16 protein-coding genes are annotated in these 14,903 nt (G+C 63.9%); 4 read left to right on the forward strand and 12 right to left on the reverse strand.

Annotated features, from left to right (window positions below):
- Window positions 1-28: 28 nt before the first annotated feature.
- The 4 genes from ABKS89_RS20540 to ABKS89_RS20555 are packed head-to-tail and all read right to left on the reverse strand — an operon-like array spanning window position 29 to window position 3,083.
- Window positions 29-766, reverse strand: coding sequence for an S-methyl-5'-thioinosine phosphorylase (locus tag ABKS89_RS20540; RefSeq protein WP_348586852.1), 738 nt, complete (start codon window positions 764-766; stop codon window positions 29-31).
- Between the two features lie 9 nt (window positions 767-775).
- On the reverse strand, window positions 776-1,774 hold the full coding sequence (gene nagZ, locus ABKS89_RS20545) for a beta-N-acetylhexosaminidase (protein ID WP_348586854.1): 999 nt from the start codon (window positions 1,772-1,774) through the stop codon (window positions 776-778).
- 11 nt (window positions 1,775-1,785) lie between these two features.
- Complete coding sequence (locus ABKS89_RS20550) at window positions 1,786-2,310, reverse strand: L,D-transpeptidase family protein (RefSeq protein WP_348586855.1); 525 nt, start codon at window positions 2,308-2,310, stop codon at window positions 1,786-1,788.
- Between the two features lie 56 nt (window positions 2,311-2,366).
- Window positions 2,367-3,083, reverse strand: a complete 717-nt coding sequence (locus ABKS89_RS20555) for a TetR/AcrR family transcriptional regulator (RefSeq protein WP_138214941.1) — start codon at window positions 3,081-3,083, stop codon at window positions 2,367-2,369.
- Between the two features lie 268 nt (window positions 3,084-3,351).
- Here ABKS89_RS20555 and lexA point away from each other — a divergent pair, with 268 nt between their 5' ends.
- Both lexA and sulA read left to right on the forward strand, forming a co-directional pair.
- On the forward strand, window positions 3,352-3,966 hold the full coding sequence (lexA, locus tag ABKS89_RS20560; RefSeq protein ID WP_138214942.1) for a transcriptional repressor LexA: 615 nt from the start codon (window positions 3,352-3,354) through the stop codon (window positions 3,964-3,966).
- 13 nt (window positions 3,967-3,979) lie between these two features.
- Window positions 3,980-4,453, forward strand: a complete 474-nt coding sequence (gene sulA, locus ABKS89_RS20565; protein WP_348586857.1) for an SOS-induced cell division inhibitor SulA — start codon at window positions 3,980-3,982, stop codon at window positions 4,451-4,453.
- A 44-nt stretch (window positions 4,454-4,497) separates the two neighbouring features.
- Here sulA and ABKS89_RS20570 read toward each other — a convergent pair whose 3' ends face one another.
- The 6 genes from ABKS89_RS20570 to fadB all read right to left on the reverse strand — a co-directional run bounded on the left by ABKS89_RS20570 (window position 4,498) and on the right by fadB (window position 11,874).
- On the reverse strand, window positions 4,498-4,737 hold the full coding sequence (locus ABKS89_RS20570) for a hypothetical protein (RefSeq protein ID WP_045211682.1): 240 nt from the start codon (window positions 4,735-4,737) through the stop codon (window positions 4,498-4,500).
- Between the two features lie 107 nt (window positions 4,738-4,844).
- The gene (locus ABKS89_RS20575) at window positions 4,845-5,366 is read right to left on the reverse strand and encodes a DUF6586 family protein (RefSeq protein ID WP_348586858.1); all 522 of its coding nucleotides are present in this window, start codon (window positions 5,364-5,366) and stop codon (window positions 4,845-4,847) included.
- 68 nt (window positions 5,367-5,434) lie between these two features.
- Entirely contained in the window at window positions 5,435-8,041 is a 2,607-nt protein-coding gene (gene topA, locus ABKS89_RS20580) for a type I DNA topoisomerase (RefSeq protein ID WP_138214945.1), read from the reverse strand.
- Window positions 8,042-8,133: 92 nt separating this feature from the next.
- The gene (locus tag ABKS89_RS20585; RefSeq protein ID WP_171039424.1) at window positions 8,134-8,397 is read right to left on the reverse strand and encodes a DUF1653 domain-containing protein; all 264 of its coding nucleotides are present in this window, start codon (window positions 8,395-8,397) and stop codon (window positions 8,134-8,136) included.
- A gap of 123 nt (window positions 8,398-8,520) precedes the next feature.
- A complete protein-coding gene (gene fadA / locus ABKS89_RS20590; protein WP_081519444.1) occupies window positions 8,521-9,696 on the reverse strand; it encodes an acetyl-CoA C-acyltransferase FadA in 1,176 nt (391 codons plus the stop codon).
- A gap of 30 nt (window positions 9,697-9,726) precedes the next feature.
- Window positions 9,727-11,874, reverse strand: coding sequence for a fatty acid oxidation complex subunit alpha FadB (gene fadB / locus ABKS89_RS20595; protein ID WP_138214946.1), 2,148 nt, complete (start codon window positions 11,872-11,874; stop codon window positions 9,727-9,729).
- Window positions 11,875-12,348: 474 nt separating this feature from the next.
- Between fadB and ABKS89_RS20600 the strand changes: the two genes are divergently transcribed.
- A complete protein-coding gene (locus tag ABKS89_RS20600; protein WP_138214947.1) occupies window positions 12,349-13,155 on the forward strand; it encodes a hypothetical protein in 807 nt (268 codons plus the stop codon).
- A gap of 5 nt (window positions 13,156-13,160) precedes the next feature.
- Here ABKS89_RS20600 and ABKS89_RS20605 read toward each other — a convergent pair whose 3' ends face one another.
- The gene (locus ABKS89_RS20605; RefSeq protein WP_348586859.1) at window positions 13,161-13,595 is read right to left on the reverse strand and encodes a hypothetical protein; all 435 of its coding nucleotides are present in this window, start codon (window positions 13,593-13,595) and stop codon (window positions 13,161-13,163) included.
- A gap of 81 nt (window positions 13,596-13,676) precedes the next feature.
- Between ABKS89_RS20605 and ABKS89_RS20610 the strand changes: the two genes are divergently transcribed.
- Window positions 13,677-14,117 (forward strand): universal stress protein, encoded by a 441-nt coding sequence (locus ABKS89_RS20610; RefSeq protein WP_024766849.1) that lies wholly within the window; start codon window positions 13,677-13,679, stop codon window positions 14,115-14,117.
- 43 nt (window positions 14,118-14,160) lie between these two features.
- On the opposite strand, the gene ABKS89_RS20615 is transcribed toward ABKS89_RS20610, so the two are convergent.
- The gene (locus ABKS89_RS20615) at window positions 14,161-14,847 is read right to left on the reverse strand and encodes a DUF6901 family protein (RefSeq protein WP_081519440.1); all 687 of its coding nucleotides are present in this window, start codon (window positions 14,845-14,847) and stop codon (window positions 14,161-14,163) included.
- Window positions 14,848-14,903 lie beyond the last annotated feature (56 nt).

A 14,903-nucleotide genomic window follows, 5' to 3' on the forward strand; every position in this document is an offset into this window, starting at 1 on the left:
GGGCATGGCCCGCTCCTACAGCGGCGCATCAGCTTACCAGGACGCGCCCCAACACCTCGCGCACCTTGCCGATGCCTTCGTGCAGCGCCTGCTCGATCTCGGCCATGGTGATGATGCCGCTGGACTTGCCGGCCGCCGGGTTCACCACCAGCGACAGGCAGGCGTAAGGCAGGTCCAGTTCGCGGGCCAGGGCGGCCTCGGGCATGCCGGTCATGCCGATGATGTCGCAACCGTCGCGCTCCAGCTTGGCGACTTCCGCCACGGTTTCCAGGCGCGGGCCCTGGGTCGCGGCATATACGCCATGGCTGCTGTACGCATAGCCCAGCGCCTGCAGGGCGGCGATCAGCTTGAGCCGCAGCGGCTCGTCATAGGGATGGCTGAAGTCGATATGGGTGACATGCTCGATGTCACCGGCGAAATAGGTGTGCTCGCGGCCCCAGGTGTAATCGACGATCTGATGCGGTACGCAAAGATGGCCGCTACCCATGGCAGCGTGGATGCCGCCCACGGCGTTCACCGCCAGAATGGCTTCGGCGCCGGCCTGCTTCAGCGCCCAGAGGTTGGCGCGGTAGTTCACCTGGTGCGGCGGGAAGCGATGCGGATGGCCGTGACGGGCGAGGAAGAGCACTTCGCGGCCGGCGAACTCGCCGCGTTGGATGGCCGCCGACGGCGCGCCGTAGGGCGTGTCCAGCTCGATGGCATCCTTCAGGGTCAACCCTTCCAGCTGGGTCAGGCCGGTGCCGCCAATGATGGCATAGACAGTCATGGCAAATCCTTAGTCAATCAATTGTGCGGCGCGCAGCTCGCCGACGGCTTGTTGCCAGCGCGGCAGCTGCTTGTATTCGATACCCGGCCAGGCCTTGGCGCGCATGCGTTGCAGACGCTGCGGCGCGGTAACCTTGAGGCGCTGCAGGGCGCTCAGAGCCAGCTCGGCGGAGGCGCGGTCATTGCACACCAGGCCCATGTCGCAGCCAGCGCTCAGCGCGGCCTCGATGCGGTTGGCAGCATCGCCGACCACATGGGCACCGGCCATGGACAGGTCGTCACTGAAGATCACCCCGTCGAAGCCCAGCTCGCCGCGCAGGATGTCCTGCAGCCAGCGGCGGGAGAAGCCGGCAGGGTTCGGATCGACCTGCGGGTAGATCACGTGGGCCGGCATCAGTGCATCCAGCTCGCCAGACAGGCGCTGGAACGGCACCAGGTCCGCGGCGCGGATCTGCTCCAGCGTGCGCTCGTCCTCGGGAATTCCCACATGGGAATCCACTTCCGCCCAGCCGTGGCCAGGGAAGTGCTTGCCGGTGGACGCCATGCCCGCGGTGCGCATTCCGCGAATAAAGGCACCGGCCAGCGCAACGGCGCGTTCCGGATTGCCCTCGAAAGCACGGCTGCCGACCACGGCACTGCGCTGGTGATCCAGGTCCAGCACCGGGGCGAAGCTCAGGTCCAGACCTACCGCCAGCACCTCGGTCGCCATCAACCAGCCGCACTGCTCGGCCAGTCGCTCGGCATTGGCGTTATCGGCAATGGCGCGCATCGCCGGCAGGCGCAGGAACCCCTGACGCAGGCGCTGCACGCGACCGCCTTCCTGGTCCACCGCCAGCAGCAGGTCAGGGCGTACTGCGCGGATGGCAGCCATCAGCTCACGCACCTGGCGCGGCGATTCGATGTTGCGGGCAAAGATGATCAGGCCACCGACTTCCGGGTGGCGCAGGATCTGGCGGTCCTCGGCGGTAAGCCAGGTGCCGCCGATGTCGAGCATCAGGGAGCCTTGCATGTGCATTCCTTTCAATTCAGTTGCGCCGCCTGCCACTCGGGGCAGGCCGCCTCTTCGATTCGGACCCGGCAATGGAGCGGCACCTGCGGGAAGAGTTCCAGCAGGTCGTCATTGCGCAGGCGGATACAGCCGTGGGACAGCGGCGTGCCCATGGGCTCGCAGTCCGGCGTGCCGTGCAGATAGATGTAGCGTCGAAAGGTATCGACCCCGCCCATCCGATTGCGCCCCGGCTCGCAGCCACTGAGCCAGAGGATGCGCGAGAGTATCCAGTCGCGACCGGGAAACGCCTCGTGAAGCTCGGCCGTCCAGATCTCGCCGGTCCAGCGTCGCCCCTTCAGTACCGCACCTTCAGGCAAACCATCGCCGATGCGTGCACGGACCTGGTGCAAGCCGCGCGGCGTGCAGCCGGAGCCATTGCGCTCGCCCGCGCCGTTGGCGGCGCTGGATATCGGAACGCGCACGACAAGACGCCCCGCGGCAAAGCCGTAGAGCATCTGGTCAGCAAGGGAAATATGGAGAAGATCGAGATCAGCCATGGCCGGCTACTGTAGCCGATCGGGCCGACGCAGCCCAGCGCGAAGCCGGGCCCGGGTCAGACCTTGGCGGGCGCCTGGGCGGCGCTCGACTTGCTGCGCGGCTTGAGCTGCGCACCCGCCAGCGAAGGATCGCTGACACCACTGTCGGCACGCATGCCGGCGGCGAGGAACGGCACCATCAGACGCATCACCTGCTCGATGGAAGTGTTCACGCCGAAATCGTTCTCGGCCATGGCACGCAGCGCCTTGATGCCGGACATGCTGAACACCGCGGTACCCAGCATGAAGTGCACCCGCCAGAACAGCTCCAGCGGCGGCAGGCGCGGCGCGGACTCATGCACCAGCAGCATGTAGCGACGGAACACCTTGCCGTAGACCTCTTCGAGGTACTTGCGCAGGTGCCCCTGGCTCTGGCTGAACGCCAGGCCCAGCAGGCGCATGAAGATCGACAGATCATTGCCGCTGCGCGGCTTGACAGCCATGGCCTGGACCACCAGCAGTTCGAGCAGCTCTTCCAGGGTGGCGCGCGGCGCATCGGGCTTGGCCTGACGGCGATCCAGTTCCTTTTCGAGACTGGCGCAGAACGGGCCGAGGAAGCGCGAGAAGACCGCCTGGATCAGCGCCTTCTTCGAGCCGAAGTGATAGTTCACCGCCGCGAGGTTCACCCCCGCCTTGCTGGTGATCAAACGCAGGGAGGTTTCGGCGAAGCCTTTCTCCGCGAACAGCTGTTCCGCAGCATCCAGGATGCGTTCGACGGTTTCCGACTGGGCCATGGCTACTCCGCCTGACAAACACTTGTTTGAAACATACGTTTCAGCGTCTTGTATTGTCAAGCAAAGTGCGATGGATTGTTACCAATATCATGGCAATGCGACGAGACACCTAATAAGACGAGACACCTAATAAAAAGCAAGACGCCTGCCAAGCTCGAAAGGTTACATGCACGAACGCTCCACCGACAGCCGCGACCAATAAAAGCATTGCCAGCCCGCCATCACTGTATATAATTCCAGGCACTGTATAAAAAGCCAGAGTATGGACATGCTGAAGCTCACGCCGCGCCAAGCCGAGATCCTCGCCTTCATCAAACGCTGCCTGGAAGCCAACGGCTACCCGCCCACCCGAGCGGAAATCGCCCAGGAACTCGGCTTCAAGTCGCCCAACGCCGCCGAGGAGCACCTGAAAGCCCTCGCCCGCAAAGGCGCCATCGAGATGACCCCGGGCGCCTCCCGCGGCATCCGCATCCCAGGCTTCGAGCCCAAGGCCGCGGCCAACGACGACGAACTGCCGATCATCGGCCGCGTCGCTGCCGGCGCGCCGATCCTCGCCGAGCAGAACGTCGACGACACCTGCCGGATCAACCCCACCTTCTTCAACCCGCCGGCCGACTACCTGTTGCGCGTGAGCGGCCAGAGCATGAAGGACGTCGGCATCATGGATGGCGACCTGCTCGCCGTGCATGTCACCCGCGAGGCGCGCAACGGCCAGATCGTCGTCGCCCGCCTGGGTGAAGAGGTAACGGTGAAGCGCTTCAAGCGCGAAGGCAGCAAGGTCTGGCTGCTCGCCGAAAACCCTGAGTTCGCCCCCATCGAGGTCGACCTCAAGGAACAGGAACTGGTCATCGAAGGCTTGAGCGTCGGCGTAATCCGTCGCTGAACAGGAGACACCCATGCAGTACCCGCAGCCGCAGAACCTGCCGCAACTCCCGCTGTTCCAGGAAGCACTCTGGGCAAGCGGTACTGCTCCCCTGCTTCCGGAGCTGATGGAAGAAGAGCCCGTCGTCGACGAAAGCGCCTTCAGCGAGATCGCCCTGCGCGGCCTTCCCGGCCAGTGCCTGATGCTGCTGGCGCCGATGCTCCGCGAGCTGAGCGAGGAAAGCGATTCGCGCTGGCTGACCCTGATAGCCCCGCCGTCCAGCCTGACTCCGGACTGGCTGCGCAAGGCCGGCCTGAACCGCCAGGGAATCCTGTTATTGCCAGCCCGCGATCAGGCTTCCGCCCAGGCATTGGCCTGCGAGGCACTGCGACTGGGCAACAGCCACACCGTGGTGAGCTGGCTGAATCTCAGCGCGAAAGCGCGCGCGCAACTGTCCCGCGCCGCCATTGCCGGCCAGGCGCAGAGCCTGAATATTCGTCTGGGGTAATCTGATCGGGAAGCTTCGCCGCGAACGCGGCGAAGCGGAAGGACTCAGTGCAGGACGCGCGGACCTTCGTCGTCCATGCTCATGTCGCCGCCTTCGGCGAGACGACCGGCCATCTGCACACCGACATTGAACATCGCCTTGGCGATCTCGATGTGCTGGCCCTGCAGGAAACCCTTGGCATCGGCGGAGAACTCCAGGGTCACCAGCGCCTCCTCCTCGTCCGCACGACGCAGCACAATACGCCCGTCAGGCAGCTCGACAATTTCCAGAAATGAGGTTGGCATAGCGACGTTCTCCACAGCAGAACGCGTAGTGTAACAGCCACATTCGCTACACCCTAGCCAAAGCTTGCGCGGACCGACCGGAAGGCCGGCGGGTTGTGATGCAGGAATCAGAGCTCGGTAAGCGATGCGCGGAAGCGCAGCACCAGGTCCTTCAGGGATTTCCGCCAGGCTTCCAGCTCATCATTGCCCAGCTCGACCGGAGCCTCGTCGTCGACATTCACCGCCTGGATCAGCGGCTGGGTTGGGTCGACCTTGGCTTTCTTCGGCTCGCTCGGCGGCTGGAACAGCACGGCATAGGCAGCCAGCAGGCGACCCAGCCAGGCTTCTGGCGATTGCGCCAGTTCGACCATTTCCGCCAGCTCCGGGCTTGGAGCGGCAGCGAGCACCTCGGCGTTCAGCAGCATCTCGACGCGCGGCGCACCGGCCTGCGGCAGGCGGTAGTAGCCGGCGATCTCATGGGCCACGCCCAGCACCGCTCCGTAGAGATGGAACAGCGCCGCTTCGCGTTCGGACTGGATGCGCGCTTGCGCGTTCATCGCGCGCGCCGCTTCGGCGCTGCGCCAGGCTTCCAGGGCAAGGCCGGCGAAGAACAGCTTCTGGTTGGTGCGGGTATAGAGTTCGTTCGCCATGACCGGGGCCCTCTGCAGTCGACTTCGGCAGTATAAGCACGCCCCGCCTCAGCGGGGCGCGCCTTCCATCAGCGCTTGTCTTCGACCTTCCACTTGCCACCGTCGAAGAACGCACGCCAGCCGGTGGGTTTGCCGTCGACCTCGGACTGCACGTACTGCTCCTTGGTCTTGCGGCTGAAACGGATCACCGCCGGGCGGCCATCCGGGTCTTTCGCAGGAGCTGCGAGCAGGAAGTGGTATTTCGGGTCCAGCTCGTCCTTGTGCGGAATTAGCTCGGCCACCAGAGGAGCGCGGGTCTCGCGATTCTTCGGGAACTGGCTGGCGGCCAGGAACAGGCCGGAAGCGCCGTCACGCAGTACGTAGACGTCATCGACCTTCTCGCACTTGAGTTCCGGCATGCGGATGGCGTCCATCTTCGGCGGCGCGGGCTCGCCGCTCTTCAGCAGCTTGCGGGTGTTCTTGCAGGTCGGGTTGGTGCAACCGAAGAACTTGCCAAAGCGGCCGGTCTTGAGCTGCATCTCGCTGCCGCACTTGTCGCATTCCAGGCTCGGGCCTTCGTAGCCCTTGATGCGGTACTGGCCTTCCTCGATCTCGTAGCCGGCGCAATCCGGGTTATTGCCACAGATGTGCAGCTTGCGTTTCTCGTCGACCAGGTAGGCGTCCATCGCGGTGCTGCAGATCGGGCAGCGGTGCTTGCCACGCAGTACGCGGGATTCGGATTCGCCCTCGTCATCCGCGGCGATTTCGTCGCCCGGAATCAGGTTGACGGTCGCCTTGCAGCGCTCTTTCGGCGGCAGGCTGTAGCCCGAGCAGCCAAGGAACACGCCGGTGGAGGCGGTGCGAATCATCATCGGCCGGCCGCACTCGCGGCAGGGGATGTCGGTCAGGGTCGGCTGGTTGGCGCGCATGCCATCGTTGGAGGCTTCGGCCAGGTCGAGCTTCTTGCGGAAGTCGCCGTAGAACTCGTCCAGCACGTTTTTCCAGTCGCGCTCGCCCTGGGCCACGTCATCGAGGTTCTCTTCCATGCCGGCGGTGAAGCCGTAGTCCATCAGGTTGGAGAAGCTCTCGTTGAGGCGGTCGGTGACGATGTCGCCCATCTTCTCCGCGTAGAAGCGGCGGTTGTGGGTGGTGACGTAGCCGCGCTCCTGGATGGTGGAGATGATCGCCGCGTAGGTGGACGGGCGGCCGATGCCGCGCTTTTCCAGTTCCTTGACCAGGCTGGCTTCGGAGAAGCGCGCCGGCGGCTTGGTGAAGTGCTGGCTCGGGTCGAGCTTGAGCAGCTTCATCGCGTCGCCCTGGTTCATTTCCGGCAGGACGTCGTCCTCGCCCGGCTTGCTCTGCTGCGGCAGCACCTTGGTGTAGCCGTCGAACTTGAGGATGCGGCCCTTGGCGCGCAGCTCGAAGTCACCGGCAGCCGCGCTGACGGTGGTGGACAGGTACTCGGCCGGCGGCATCTGGCAGGCCACGAACTGGCGCCAGATCAGGTCGTACAGGCGCTCGGCGTCGCGCTCCATGCCCGACAGCTGGGTCGGACGCAGGTTGACGTCGGAAGGACGAATCGCTTCGTGCGCTTCCTGGGCGCCTTCCTTGCTCGAGTAGAAGTTCGGCTTGGCCGGCAGGTATTTCTTGCCGAACTCGCTGTCGATGAAGCCGCGCACCATGTCGATGGCGTCGGCCGACAGGTTGGTCGAGTCGGTACGCATATAGGTGATGTAGCCGGCTTCGTAGAGACGCTGGGCCATCATCATGGTCTTCTTCACCCCGAAGCCCAGGCGGTTGCTCGCGGCCTGCTGCAGGGTGGAGGTGATGAACGGCGCCGAGGGCTTGCTGGATGTCGGCTTGTCTTCGCGCTTGGCGATGCTGTAGCTGGAGGCCTTGAGCTTCTCAAGGGCAGCGGTGGCCTGGGCTTCGTTCAGCGGCTTGAAGGCTTCGCCCTTCTCGCGCACGACTTCGAAGCGGACCTTGTCGTTCTTCGGCGTGCCGAGGTCGGCATGCACTTCCCAGTATTCTTCCGGGACGAAGGCGCGGATCTCGCGCTCACGCTCGACCACCAGCTTCACCGCCACCGACTGCACGCGGCCGGCGGACAGGCCACGGGCGATCTTGGCCCACAGCAGCGGCGAGACCATGTAGCCCACCACGCGGTCGAGGAAGCGACGTGCCTGCTGGGCATTCACGCGGTTGATATCCAGCTCGCCGGGCTGGGAGAAGGCCTCCTGGATGGCCTTCTTGGTGATTTCGTTGAAGACCACGCGCTTGTAGCGCGAGTCGTCGCCGCCGATGGCCTCGCGCAGGTGCCAGGCAATGGCCTCCCCTTCGCGGTCCAAGTCGGTTGCGAGATAGATGGTGTCGGCATCCTTGGCCAGGCGGCGCAGTTCCTCGATCACCTTTTCCTTGCCGGGCAGGATCTCGTACTTGGCCTTCCAGCCGTGCTCCGGATCGACGCCCATGCGGGTGACGAGCTGGCGCTTGGCCTTCTCCTTCGGCGACAGGGCCGGCGCCTCGGCAGCGGTCTTGCGCGTTTTTGCCGCAGGCTCCTTCGACGCGGACGAGCCGCTGGTGGGCAGGTCGCGGATGTGGCCGATGCTCGACTTCACCACGTACTGGTTGCCCAGGTACTTGTTGATGGTCTTGGCCTTGGCCGGTGATTCCACGATGACCAGCGATTTACCCATGGATCGGAATATTCCTGCGTCGAAAAGATGAATTTATAAGGAGGGAGGAGCTAGGAGCGGCACCGCTATATATAGTGGCGGTCGCGCCAAGGTCAAGCCTGGGTTTCGCCGGACGGGCCGGCCTGAAGACCCAGCGGATCGTTTTCGGCGCTCACCAGAGCGAAGCGCGGAACGTTCTCGCCATTCACTTCCACCGCCTCGGTGAACATGCTCAGCGGGCGTACCCAGAGGCCGAATTCGCCGTACAGCGCCTGGTAGATCACCAGCTCTTCCTCGGTCTCCGAGTGCCGGGCGACGCCGAGAACGCGGTACTGCTGTCCCTTGTAATGTCGATACAGTCCGGGCTGCAAGTGCATGTCGGTTCTCCCTCGGCCGGCCAAAAGGCGGCGATTGTGCTCATTGCGCGGCCGTCGGGCAATCCCCGCCCGACAAAAACGAAAGCCGGGGCACAAGGCCCCGGCTCTCCCATCGACGAAAGCTTAGACGCGTTCGAAGACGGTGGTGATGCCCTGACCGAGGCCCACGCACATGGTGGACACGCCCAGGGTGCCACTGTTCTGCTTCATCACGTTCAGCAGGGTGCCGGAGATACGCGCACCGGAGCAGCCGAACGGGTGACCCAGGGCGATGGCGCCGCCGTGCAGGTTGACCTTCTCTTCCATCTTGTCGAGGATCTTGAGGTCCTTCAGCACCGGCAGGGCCTGTGCGGCGAAGGCTTCGTTGAGCTCGAAGAAGTCGATGTCGTTGATGGTCAGGCCGGCGCGCTTGAGCGCCTTGTTGGTCGACGGAACCGGGCCGTAGCCCATGATCGCCGGATCAACGCCCGCCACAGCCATGGCGCGAACCACGGCCATCGGCTGCACGCCGAGGTCCTGGGCGCGCTGGGCGCTCATGACGATCATGCAGGAAGCGCCGTCGGTGATCTGCGAGGAAGTACCCGCCGTCACGGTGCCGCCCTTCGGGTTGAAGGCCGGCTTCAGGGCCGCCAGGCTTTCCAGGGTGGTTTCCGGACGGATGGTTTCGTCGAAGTCGAAGACCTTCAGGAAGCCGTTCTCGTCGTAACCTTCCATCGGGATGATTTCGTCTTTGAACTTGCCTTCCTGGGTCGCTTTCCAGGCCAGCTGGTGCGAACGCACGCCGAACTTGTCCTGCGCCTCGCGGGTGATGCCGTGCATCTTGCCCAGCATTTCGGCGGTCAGGCCCATCATGCCCGACGCCTTGGCGGCGTACAGGGACATGTGCGGGTTCGGGTCGACGCCGTGCATCATGCCGACGTGGCCCATGTGCTCCACGCCGCCGATGACGAAGACGTCACCGTTGCCGGTCTGGATCGCCTGCACGGCAGTGTGCAGGGCGCTCATGGAAGAGCCGCACAGGCGGCTGACGGTCTGGCCGGCGCTGGTGTGCGGGATCTGGGTCATCAGCGACGCCATGCGTGCGATGTTCCAGCCCTGCTCCAGGGTCTGGTTCACGCAGCCCCAGATCACGTCCTCGACTTCCGCCGGGTCGATCTTCGGGTTGCGCTCCAGGAGCTTGCTGATCAGGTGCGCGGACATGTTTTCCGCGCGGGTGTTGCGGTGCATGCCACCCTTCGAACGGCCCATCGGGGTGCGGCCGAAGTCGACAATGACGGCGTCTCTCGGATTCAGGCTCATAAATTCACTCTCGCTCTATTCGTTGCGCACTCAACCGAAGAACTTCTGGCCGTTCTTGGCCATTTCACGCAGCTTCGCGGTCGGGTGGTACAGCGCACCCAGGTCGGCGTACTGGTCGGCCAGTGCGACGAATTCGGCCACACCGATGGAGTCGATGTAACGCAGGGCACCGCCACGGAAGGGAGGGAAGCCGATGCCGTAGATAAGGCCCATGTCGGCCTCGGCAGCGGTCTCGACGATGCCGTCTTCCAGGCAGCGTACGGTTTCCAGGCACAGCGGGATCATCATGAAGTTGATGATGTCCTCGTCGGTCAGCTCGCGCTGCTCGGTGACGATGGACTTCAGCAGCTCATAAGCCTGCGGATCGGTGACTTTCTTCGGCTTGCCGCGCTTGTCGGTCTCGTAGGCGTAGAAGCCCTTGCCGTTCTTCTGGCCCAGGCGATTGGCGTCGTACATCACGTCGACGGCAGTCTTGCCTTCCACGGCCATGCGGTCCGGGAAGCCTTCAGCCATCACGTCACGGCCGTGGTGGCCGGTGTCGATGCCGACCACGTCGGACAGGTAGGCCGGGCCCATGGGCCAGCCGAACTTCTCCATGATCTTGTCGATGCGCACGAAGTCCACACCGAAGCCCAGCAGCTTGGAGAAGCCGCCGAAGTACGGGAACAGCACGCGGTTGACCAGGAAGCCGGGGCAGTCATTCACCACGATGGGGTTCTTGCCCATCTTCTTGGCGTAGGCCACGGTGGTGGCGACGGCGACGTCGCTGGACTTCTCGCCGCGGATGACTTCGACCAGGGGCATCATGTGCACCGGGTTGAAGAAGTGCATGCCGACGAAGTTTTCCGGACGCTTGAGCGCCTTGGCCAGCAGGTTGATGGAGATGGTGGAGGTGTTGGACGCGAGAACCGCATCTTCCTTCACTACGCCTTCAACTTCGGCCAGAACGATCTGCTTGACCTTCGGATTCTCGACCACGGCTTCGACGACGATGTCGACGTTGCCGAAGTCGCCGTAGGACATGGTCGGGCGAATGGCGTTCAGGGCCTCGGCCATCTTGGCCGGGGTCATGCGGCCTTTTTCGACGCGCTTGCCCAGCAGCTTCGAGGCTTCGTTCAGACCCATCTGGATACCGTCTTCACGGATATCCTTCATCAGGATCGGAGTGCCCTTGGAAGCGGACTGGTAGGCGATGCCGCCACCCATGATACCGGCGCCCAGTACGGCAGCCAGTTTCACGTCCTTGGCGATCTCGTCGTACTGCTTGGCCTTCTTCTTCAGGTCCTGGTCGTTCAGGAACAGGCCGATCAGGCTCTGCGCAACCGAGGTCTTGGCCAGTTTCACGAAGCCCTGGGCTTCGATTTCCAGCGCCTTGTCACGACCGAAGTTGGCGGCTTTCTGGATCGACTTGATCGCTTCGACCGGAGCCGGATAGTTCGGGCCGGCCTGGCCTGCGACGAAGCCTTTGGCGGTTTCGAAGGCCATCATCTGCTCGATGGCGTTCAGCTTGAGCTTTTCCAGCTTCGGCTGACGGCGGGCCTTGTGATCCAGCTCGCCGGCGATGGCGCGCTTGACCAGGTCCAGGGCGGCGGCTTGCAGCTGCTCCGGAGCCACGACGGCGTCTACGGCGCCGACTTTCAGCGCGTCTTCAGCACGGTTTTCCTTGCCCGAGGCGATCCACTCGACTGCGTTGTCGCAACCGATGATGCGCGGCAGGCGAACGGTGCCGCCGAAGCCCGGGTAGATGCCCAGTTTTACTTCCGGCAGGCCGACCTTGGCGGTGGCGCTCATGACACGGAAGTCGGCAGCCAGGCACATTTCCAGACCGCCGCCCAGGGCGATGCCGTTGATCGCGGCTACGGTCGGAACATTCAGGTCTTCGAAGTCACTGAAGATCTTGTTGGCTTCGAGGTTGCCGGCCAGCAGCTCTTCGTCGGACAGCTTGAAGTTGTCGACGAACTCGGTGATGTCGGCGCCGACGATGAACACGCCCTTGCCGCTGGTCACGATCACGCCCTTGACGGACGCATCGGCCTTGATGGTATCGACTGCTTGACGCAGTTCATTCAGGGTGAGTCGGTTGAACTTGTTGACGGACTCGCCCTTGAGGTCGAAATTCAGTTCGACGATGCCGCTCTCAAGAGCCTTAACCGTGATGGCTTTACCTTGGTAAATCATCAACTGATCTCCACGCTAGGGAAGCTTGAAATCACACGTCGGACACCGTGTATCGGGACCGCTCGGCAGTGCCGAGGTTAGTCCCAAAGCTTGCGGCACACCCGCCGACGCGATAGCCGGGGCGTTATGTTGGATCCTTCGCACGTGGCAAACGATCGATTCATACGCCCGTTTGATTTGGGTGCGCCCACCTTCTAGCAAAAGCCAATGCTTGTCAATCGGTGAGACGTAACAGTCGCAAAGCGGCCGGGGCGTCTGGGCCGGAGCATTCAGCGCGACCCTGACGACCTATTCACTATGCCTATCGTGACAATTGTTACCTGGCACCGACGTCCCGACAGCCACTGTTCAAACCCCATGGCCCGCGCTAGAGTCGGGCGCAATGGCGATCTGCCTTCTGCCAACGCCGGCAGACGCCTGGAACCTGTGGAATACAAAACAACAAGAAGCCCATGGCTCCAAGGAGTTGGAACGATGCCCAGCCGTCCGCTAGTGCGTCTGCTGTCTGCGCTCGCGCTCACCGCCCTGCCCCTCATCGCTGCCGCCGACGCCGCCAGCGACCTGCTCAACGTCCACCAGACGCGCCTCGCCGCCCAGCGCAGCCTCGGCGACTTCTTCATGTTCAATGCGATGGAGGGCGACCAGAAGTACGCCAGGATGGTCGAAGCCTCGTCGCAGAGCGCCACCGACGCCCTGGGCAAGCTCGGGGAAATGCCCGGCAACGAATCGAAGAAGCTCAAGACCGCGCTGCAGGAAGAGTGGAAGGTCTACGCGACCCAGTTGCACACGCTCACCGGTGCGCTGGACAAGAGCGGCTACACCGACCTGCAACCGGTAGCCGACCTCGCCGCACAGAACCGCAAGCTGCTGGATACCGCCGAGCAGCTCTACACCAGGATCCAGGAGGAAAGCGGCAGCAAGGTCCCGCCGCTGACCCAGCAGACCCGCGAGCAGAGCCTGCTGATGCAGGACATCGCGGTGGACTACGCCTCGCGTAACGCTTCGGTGGGCGCCAGTTTCTTCGGCGGCGGCGAGGAGCGCCCCCTGGACGACCTGGCCAACCGCTTCGCGATCAACCTGGTGAAGCTGCAGCAGGCGCCGCAGACCACGCCGGAGATCGGCCAAGAGCTACGCGGCGTGGCCATCAAGTGGCGCTACATCGAGAAATCACTGCAGAACTACAACCAGAACAGCGTGCCCTTCCTGATCAACAAGTACTCCGACCGCATCATCGAAGACCTGGAGAAAGTTTCCGACCTCTACGCGGCGCAGCAGAGCTGATCGCTTCATGCATGCTGCTTGAGGAAGGTGGCGACCCGCTCAAGGTCGCTGCTGTCGCCCCGCTCGCCCCAGTACAGCGCCAGGAACTGGGGCGTCGCCTCGACCATGTAGACATCCTTCGGCAGGCTGGCCAGCGCCTGCGCCAGCTCGGCGGGAGCGCTCGCCTCGCGCCAGCGGTCCAGCCAGACGCCCGGTTCGCTTTGCCAGTAGCACCACGCATCACGGTTCTTCCCACGGGCGCGGTGGTACTGCGCGCACTGGCGCGGCGGTTGCCGTTCCAGCCAGTGCGGCCACTCCTGCTGCGCCATCTGCATGGCCAGGCCCAGGCGTCGCGCCTGCAGGCGCAGGTCCATCTGCCCGCGCTGGCCGCGCGAAGGGATCAGCCAGGTCAGCGGGCTGAGCACCAATGCAATGAGCAGGATTACCATCCACGTGGTCATATCGGTTATACCGGTCAAACAGGTCAAGCACGGCCATTGGGGCCATACTGATTAATAACGAGTCCCCCGGAGGAGACGCTCATGCCCTACCAACACATTCTGGTCGCCGTCGACCTTACCGAAGAATGCGATCCGGTGATGAAGCGGGCGGTCGCACTGGCCAAGGCCAACGATGCCCGACTCTCGGCGGTGCATGTGGTCGAGCCCATGGCCATGGCCTTCGGCGGCGACGTGCCGATGGACCTGTCGATGCTGCAACAGCAGCAGTTCGACCAGGCCAAGGAGCGCCTGCACCAGTTCACCCTCACCTACGCCGAGATCACCAGCTCCCAGTGCCACCTGGTCTACGGCCAGCCGCGCCAGGAAATCCACCGCCTCGCCGACGAACAGGACTGCGACCTGATCGTCGTCGGCAGTCACGGCCGCCACGGCCTCGCCCTGCTGCTGGGGTCCACCGCCAACGACGTGCTGCACGGTGCGCCTTGCGACGTCCTCGCCGTGCGCCTGCAGAAAACCAGCTGAGCCAACCCGAGTAGACGGCGGGCCCTGCGGGGCCCGCTTCGTTTCAGGCCCCGAGCATGTCCCCGCTCATCAGCAGCGGCCGCACCTTCTGCAACTGCGCTTCCAGCGAATAGCTCATGCTCGACGCCATGGAGAAGAAGCTGAGGAAAGCCTTCAGGTTCGAGTCGCCGTCGCAGGTCTCGTGAATCCGCTGCCAGAACGCCTGGTTCACCAGCTGCAACTGCTGGAACTGCTTCACCAGCCCCTTCAGCTCCCAATCCGCATGCCGCCCTTCACGGAAGTTGAAGTACTGGCGCATCAGGTACAGCGACACCGCGCGCAAGATGAACTCCTGGTTGCTGGCAAATGGCAGGTGCTGCTGCGCCATCGGCTTGAGCTTGCCCAGCAGCGGGCAGGCGCTGGTGGCCATGATCACCCCGAGCAGCGCGCGCAGGCCCTCTTCCAGGCCCGCGTGCTTGATGTACTCGCGCTCCGGCGTGCGGACCTGCACCGAGACCTTCTTGAAGGCCGGCAACCCACGAAAGTCCTCGATCACCCGGTGCAGGTCCACCGCAGCCGGGCAGTGGCTGTACTGCGCCGGGTTCAGCGGGCAGTTGCTGCAACGGTTGTTCTCCAGACGCGTCCAGCGCGGGGTCTGGGCGGCTATCTGGGCGTCGTACTGACGCTCCAGCTCGATGCGGTAACTGAACTCGTGCTCATCATCCAGCGTGATGCGGTACTCGATTGCCATTCGGCCATCCCTAACAGTCTTAGATCAGCGATACGCACGGGCACATCACCGGACCG

This window comes from Pseudomonas sp. LABIM340 (genome assembly GCF_040017195.2).
Taxonomy (GTDB): domain Bacteria; phylum Pseudomonadota; class Gammaproteobacteria; order Pseudomonadales; family Pseudomonadaceae; genus Pseudomonas.

What these genes read in the sequence shown, in the direction of transcription:
- ABKS89_RS20540 (WP_348586852.1), bottom strand. Translation starts at nt 766, where the DNA reads ATGACTGTCTATGCCATCATTGGCGGCACCGGCCTGACCCAGCTGGAA.
- nagZ (WP_348586854.1), bottom strand. Translation starts at nt 1,774, where the DNA reads ATGCAAGGCTCCCTGATGCTCGACATCGGCGGCACCTGGCTTACCGCC.
- ABKS89_RS20550 (WP_348586855.1), bottom strand. Translation starts at nt 2,310, where the DNA reads ATGGCTGATCTCGATCTTCTCCATATTTCCCTTGCTGACCAGATGCTC.
- ABKS89_RS20555 (WP_138214941.1), bottom strand. Translation starts at nt 3,083, where the DNA reads ATGGCCCAGTCGGAAACCGTCGAACGCATCCTGGATGCTGCGGAACAG.
- lexA (WP_138214942.1), top strand. Translation starts at nt 3,352, where the DNA reads ATGCTGAAGCTCACGCCGCGCCAAGCCGAGATCCTCGCCTTCATCAAA.
- sulA (WP_348586857.1), top strand. Translation starts at nt 3,980, where the DNA reads ATGCAGTACCCGCAGCCGCAGAACCTGCCGCAACTCCCGCTGTTCCAG.
- ABKS89_RS20570 (WP_045211682.1), bottom strand. Translation starts at nt 4,737, where the DNA reads ATGCCAACCTCATTTCTGGAAATTGTCGAGCTGCCTGACGGGCGTATT.
- ABKS89_RS20575 (WP_348586858.1), bottom strand. Translation starts at nt 5,366, where the DNA reads ATGGCGAACGAACTCTATACCCGCACCAACCAGAAGCTGTTCTTCGCC.
- topA (WP_138214945.1), bottom strand. Translation starts at nt 8,041, where the DNA reads ATGGGTAAATCGCTGGTCATCGTGGAATCACCGGCCAAGGCCAAGACC.
- ABKS89_RS20585 (WP_171039424.1), bottom strand. Translation starts at nt 8,397, where the DNA reads ATGCACTTGCAGCCCGGACTGTATCGACATTACAAGGGACAGCAGTAC.
- fadA (WP_081519444.1), bottom strand. Translation starts at nt 9,696, where the DNA reads ATGAGCCTGAATCCGAGAGACGCCGTCATTGTCGACTTCGGCCGCACC.
- fadB (WP_138214946.1), bottom strand. Translation starts at nt 11,874, where the DNA reads ATGATTTACCAAGGTAAAGCCATCACGGTTAAGGCTCTTGAGAGCGGC.
- ABKS89_RS20600 (WP_138214947.1), top strand. Translation starts at nt 12,349, where the DNA reads ATGCCCAGCCGTCCGCTAGTGCGTCTGCTGTCTGCGCTCGCGCTCACC.
- ABKS89_RS20605 (WP_348586859.1), bottom strand. Translation starts at nt 13,595, where the DNA reads ATGACCACGTGGATGGTAATCCTGCTCATTGCATTGGTGCTCAGCCCG.
- ABKS89_RS20610 (WP_024766849.1), top strand. Translation starts at nt 13,677, where the DNA reads ATGCCCTACCAACACATTCTGGTCGCCGTCGACCTTACCGAAGAATGC.
- ABKS89_RS20615 (WP_081519440.1), bottom strand. Translation starts at nt 14,847, where the DNA reads ATGGCAATCGAGTACCGCATCACGCTGGATGATGAGCACGAGTTCAGT.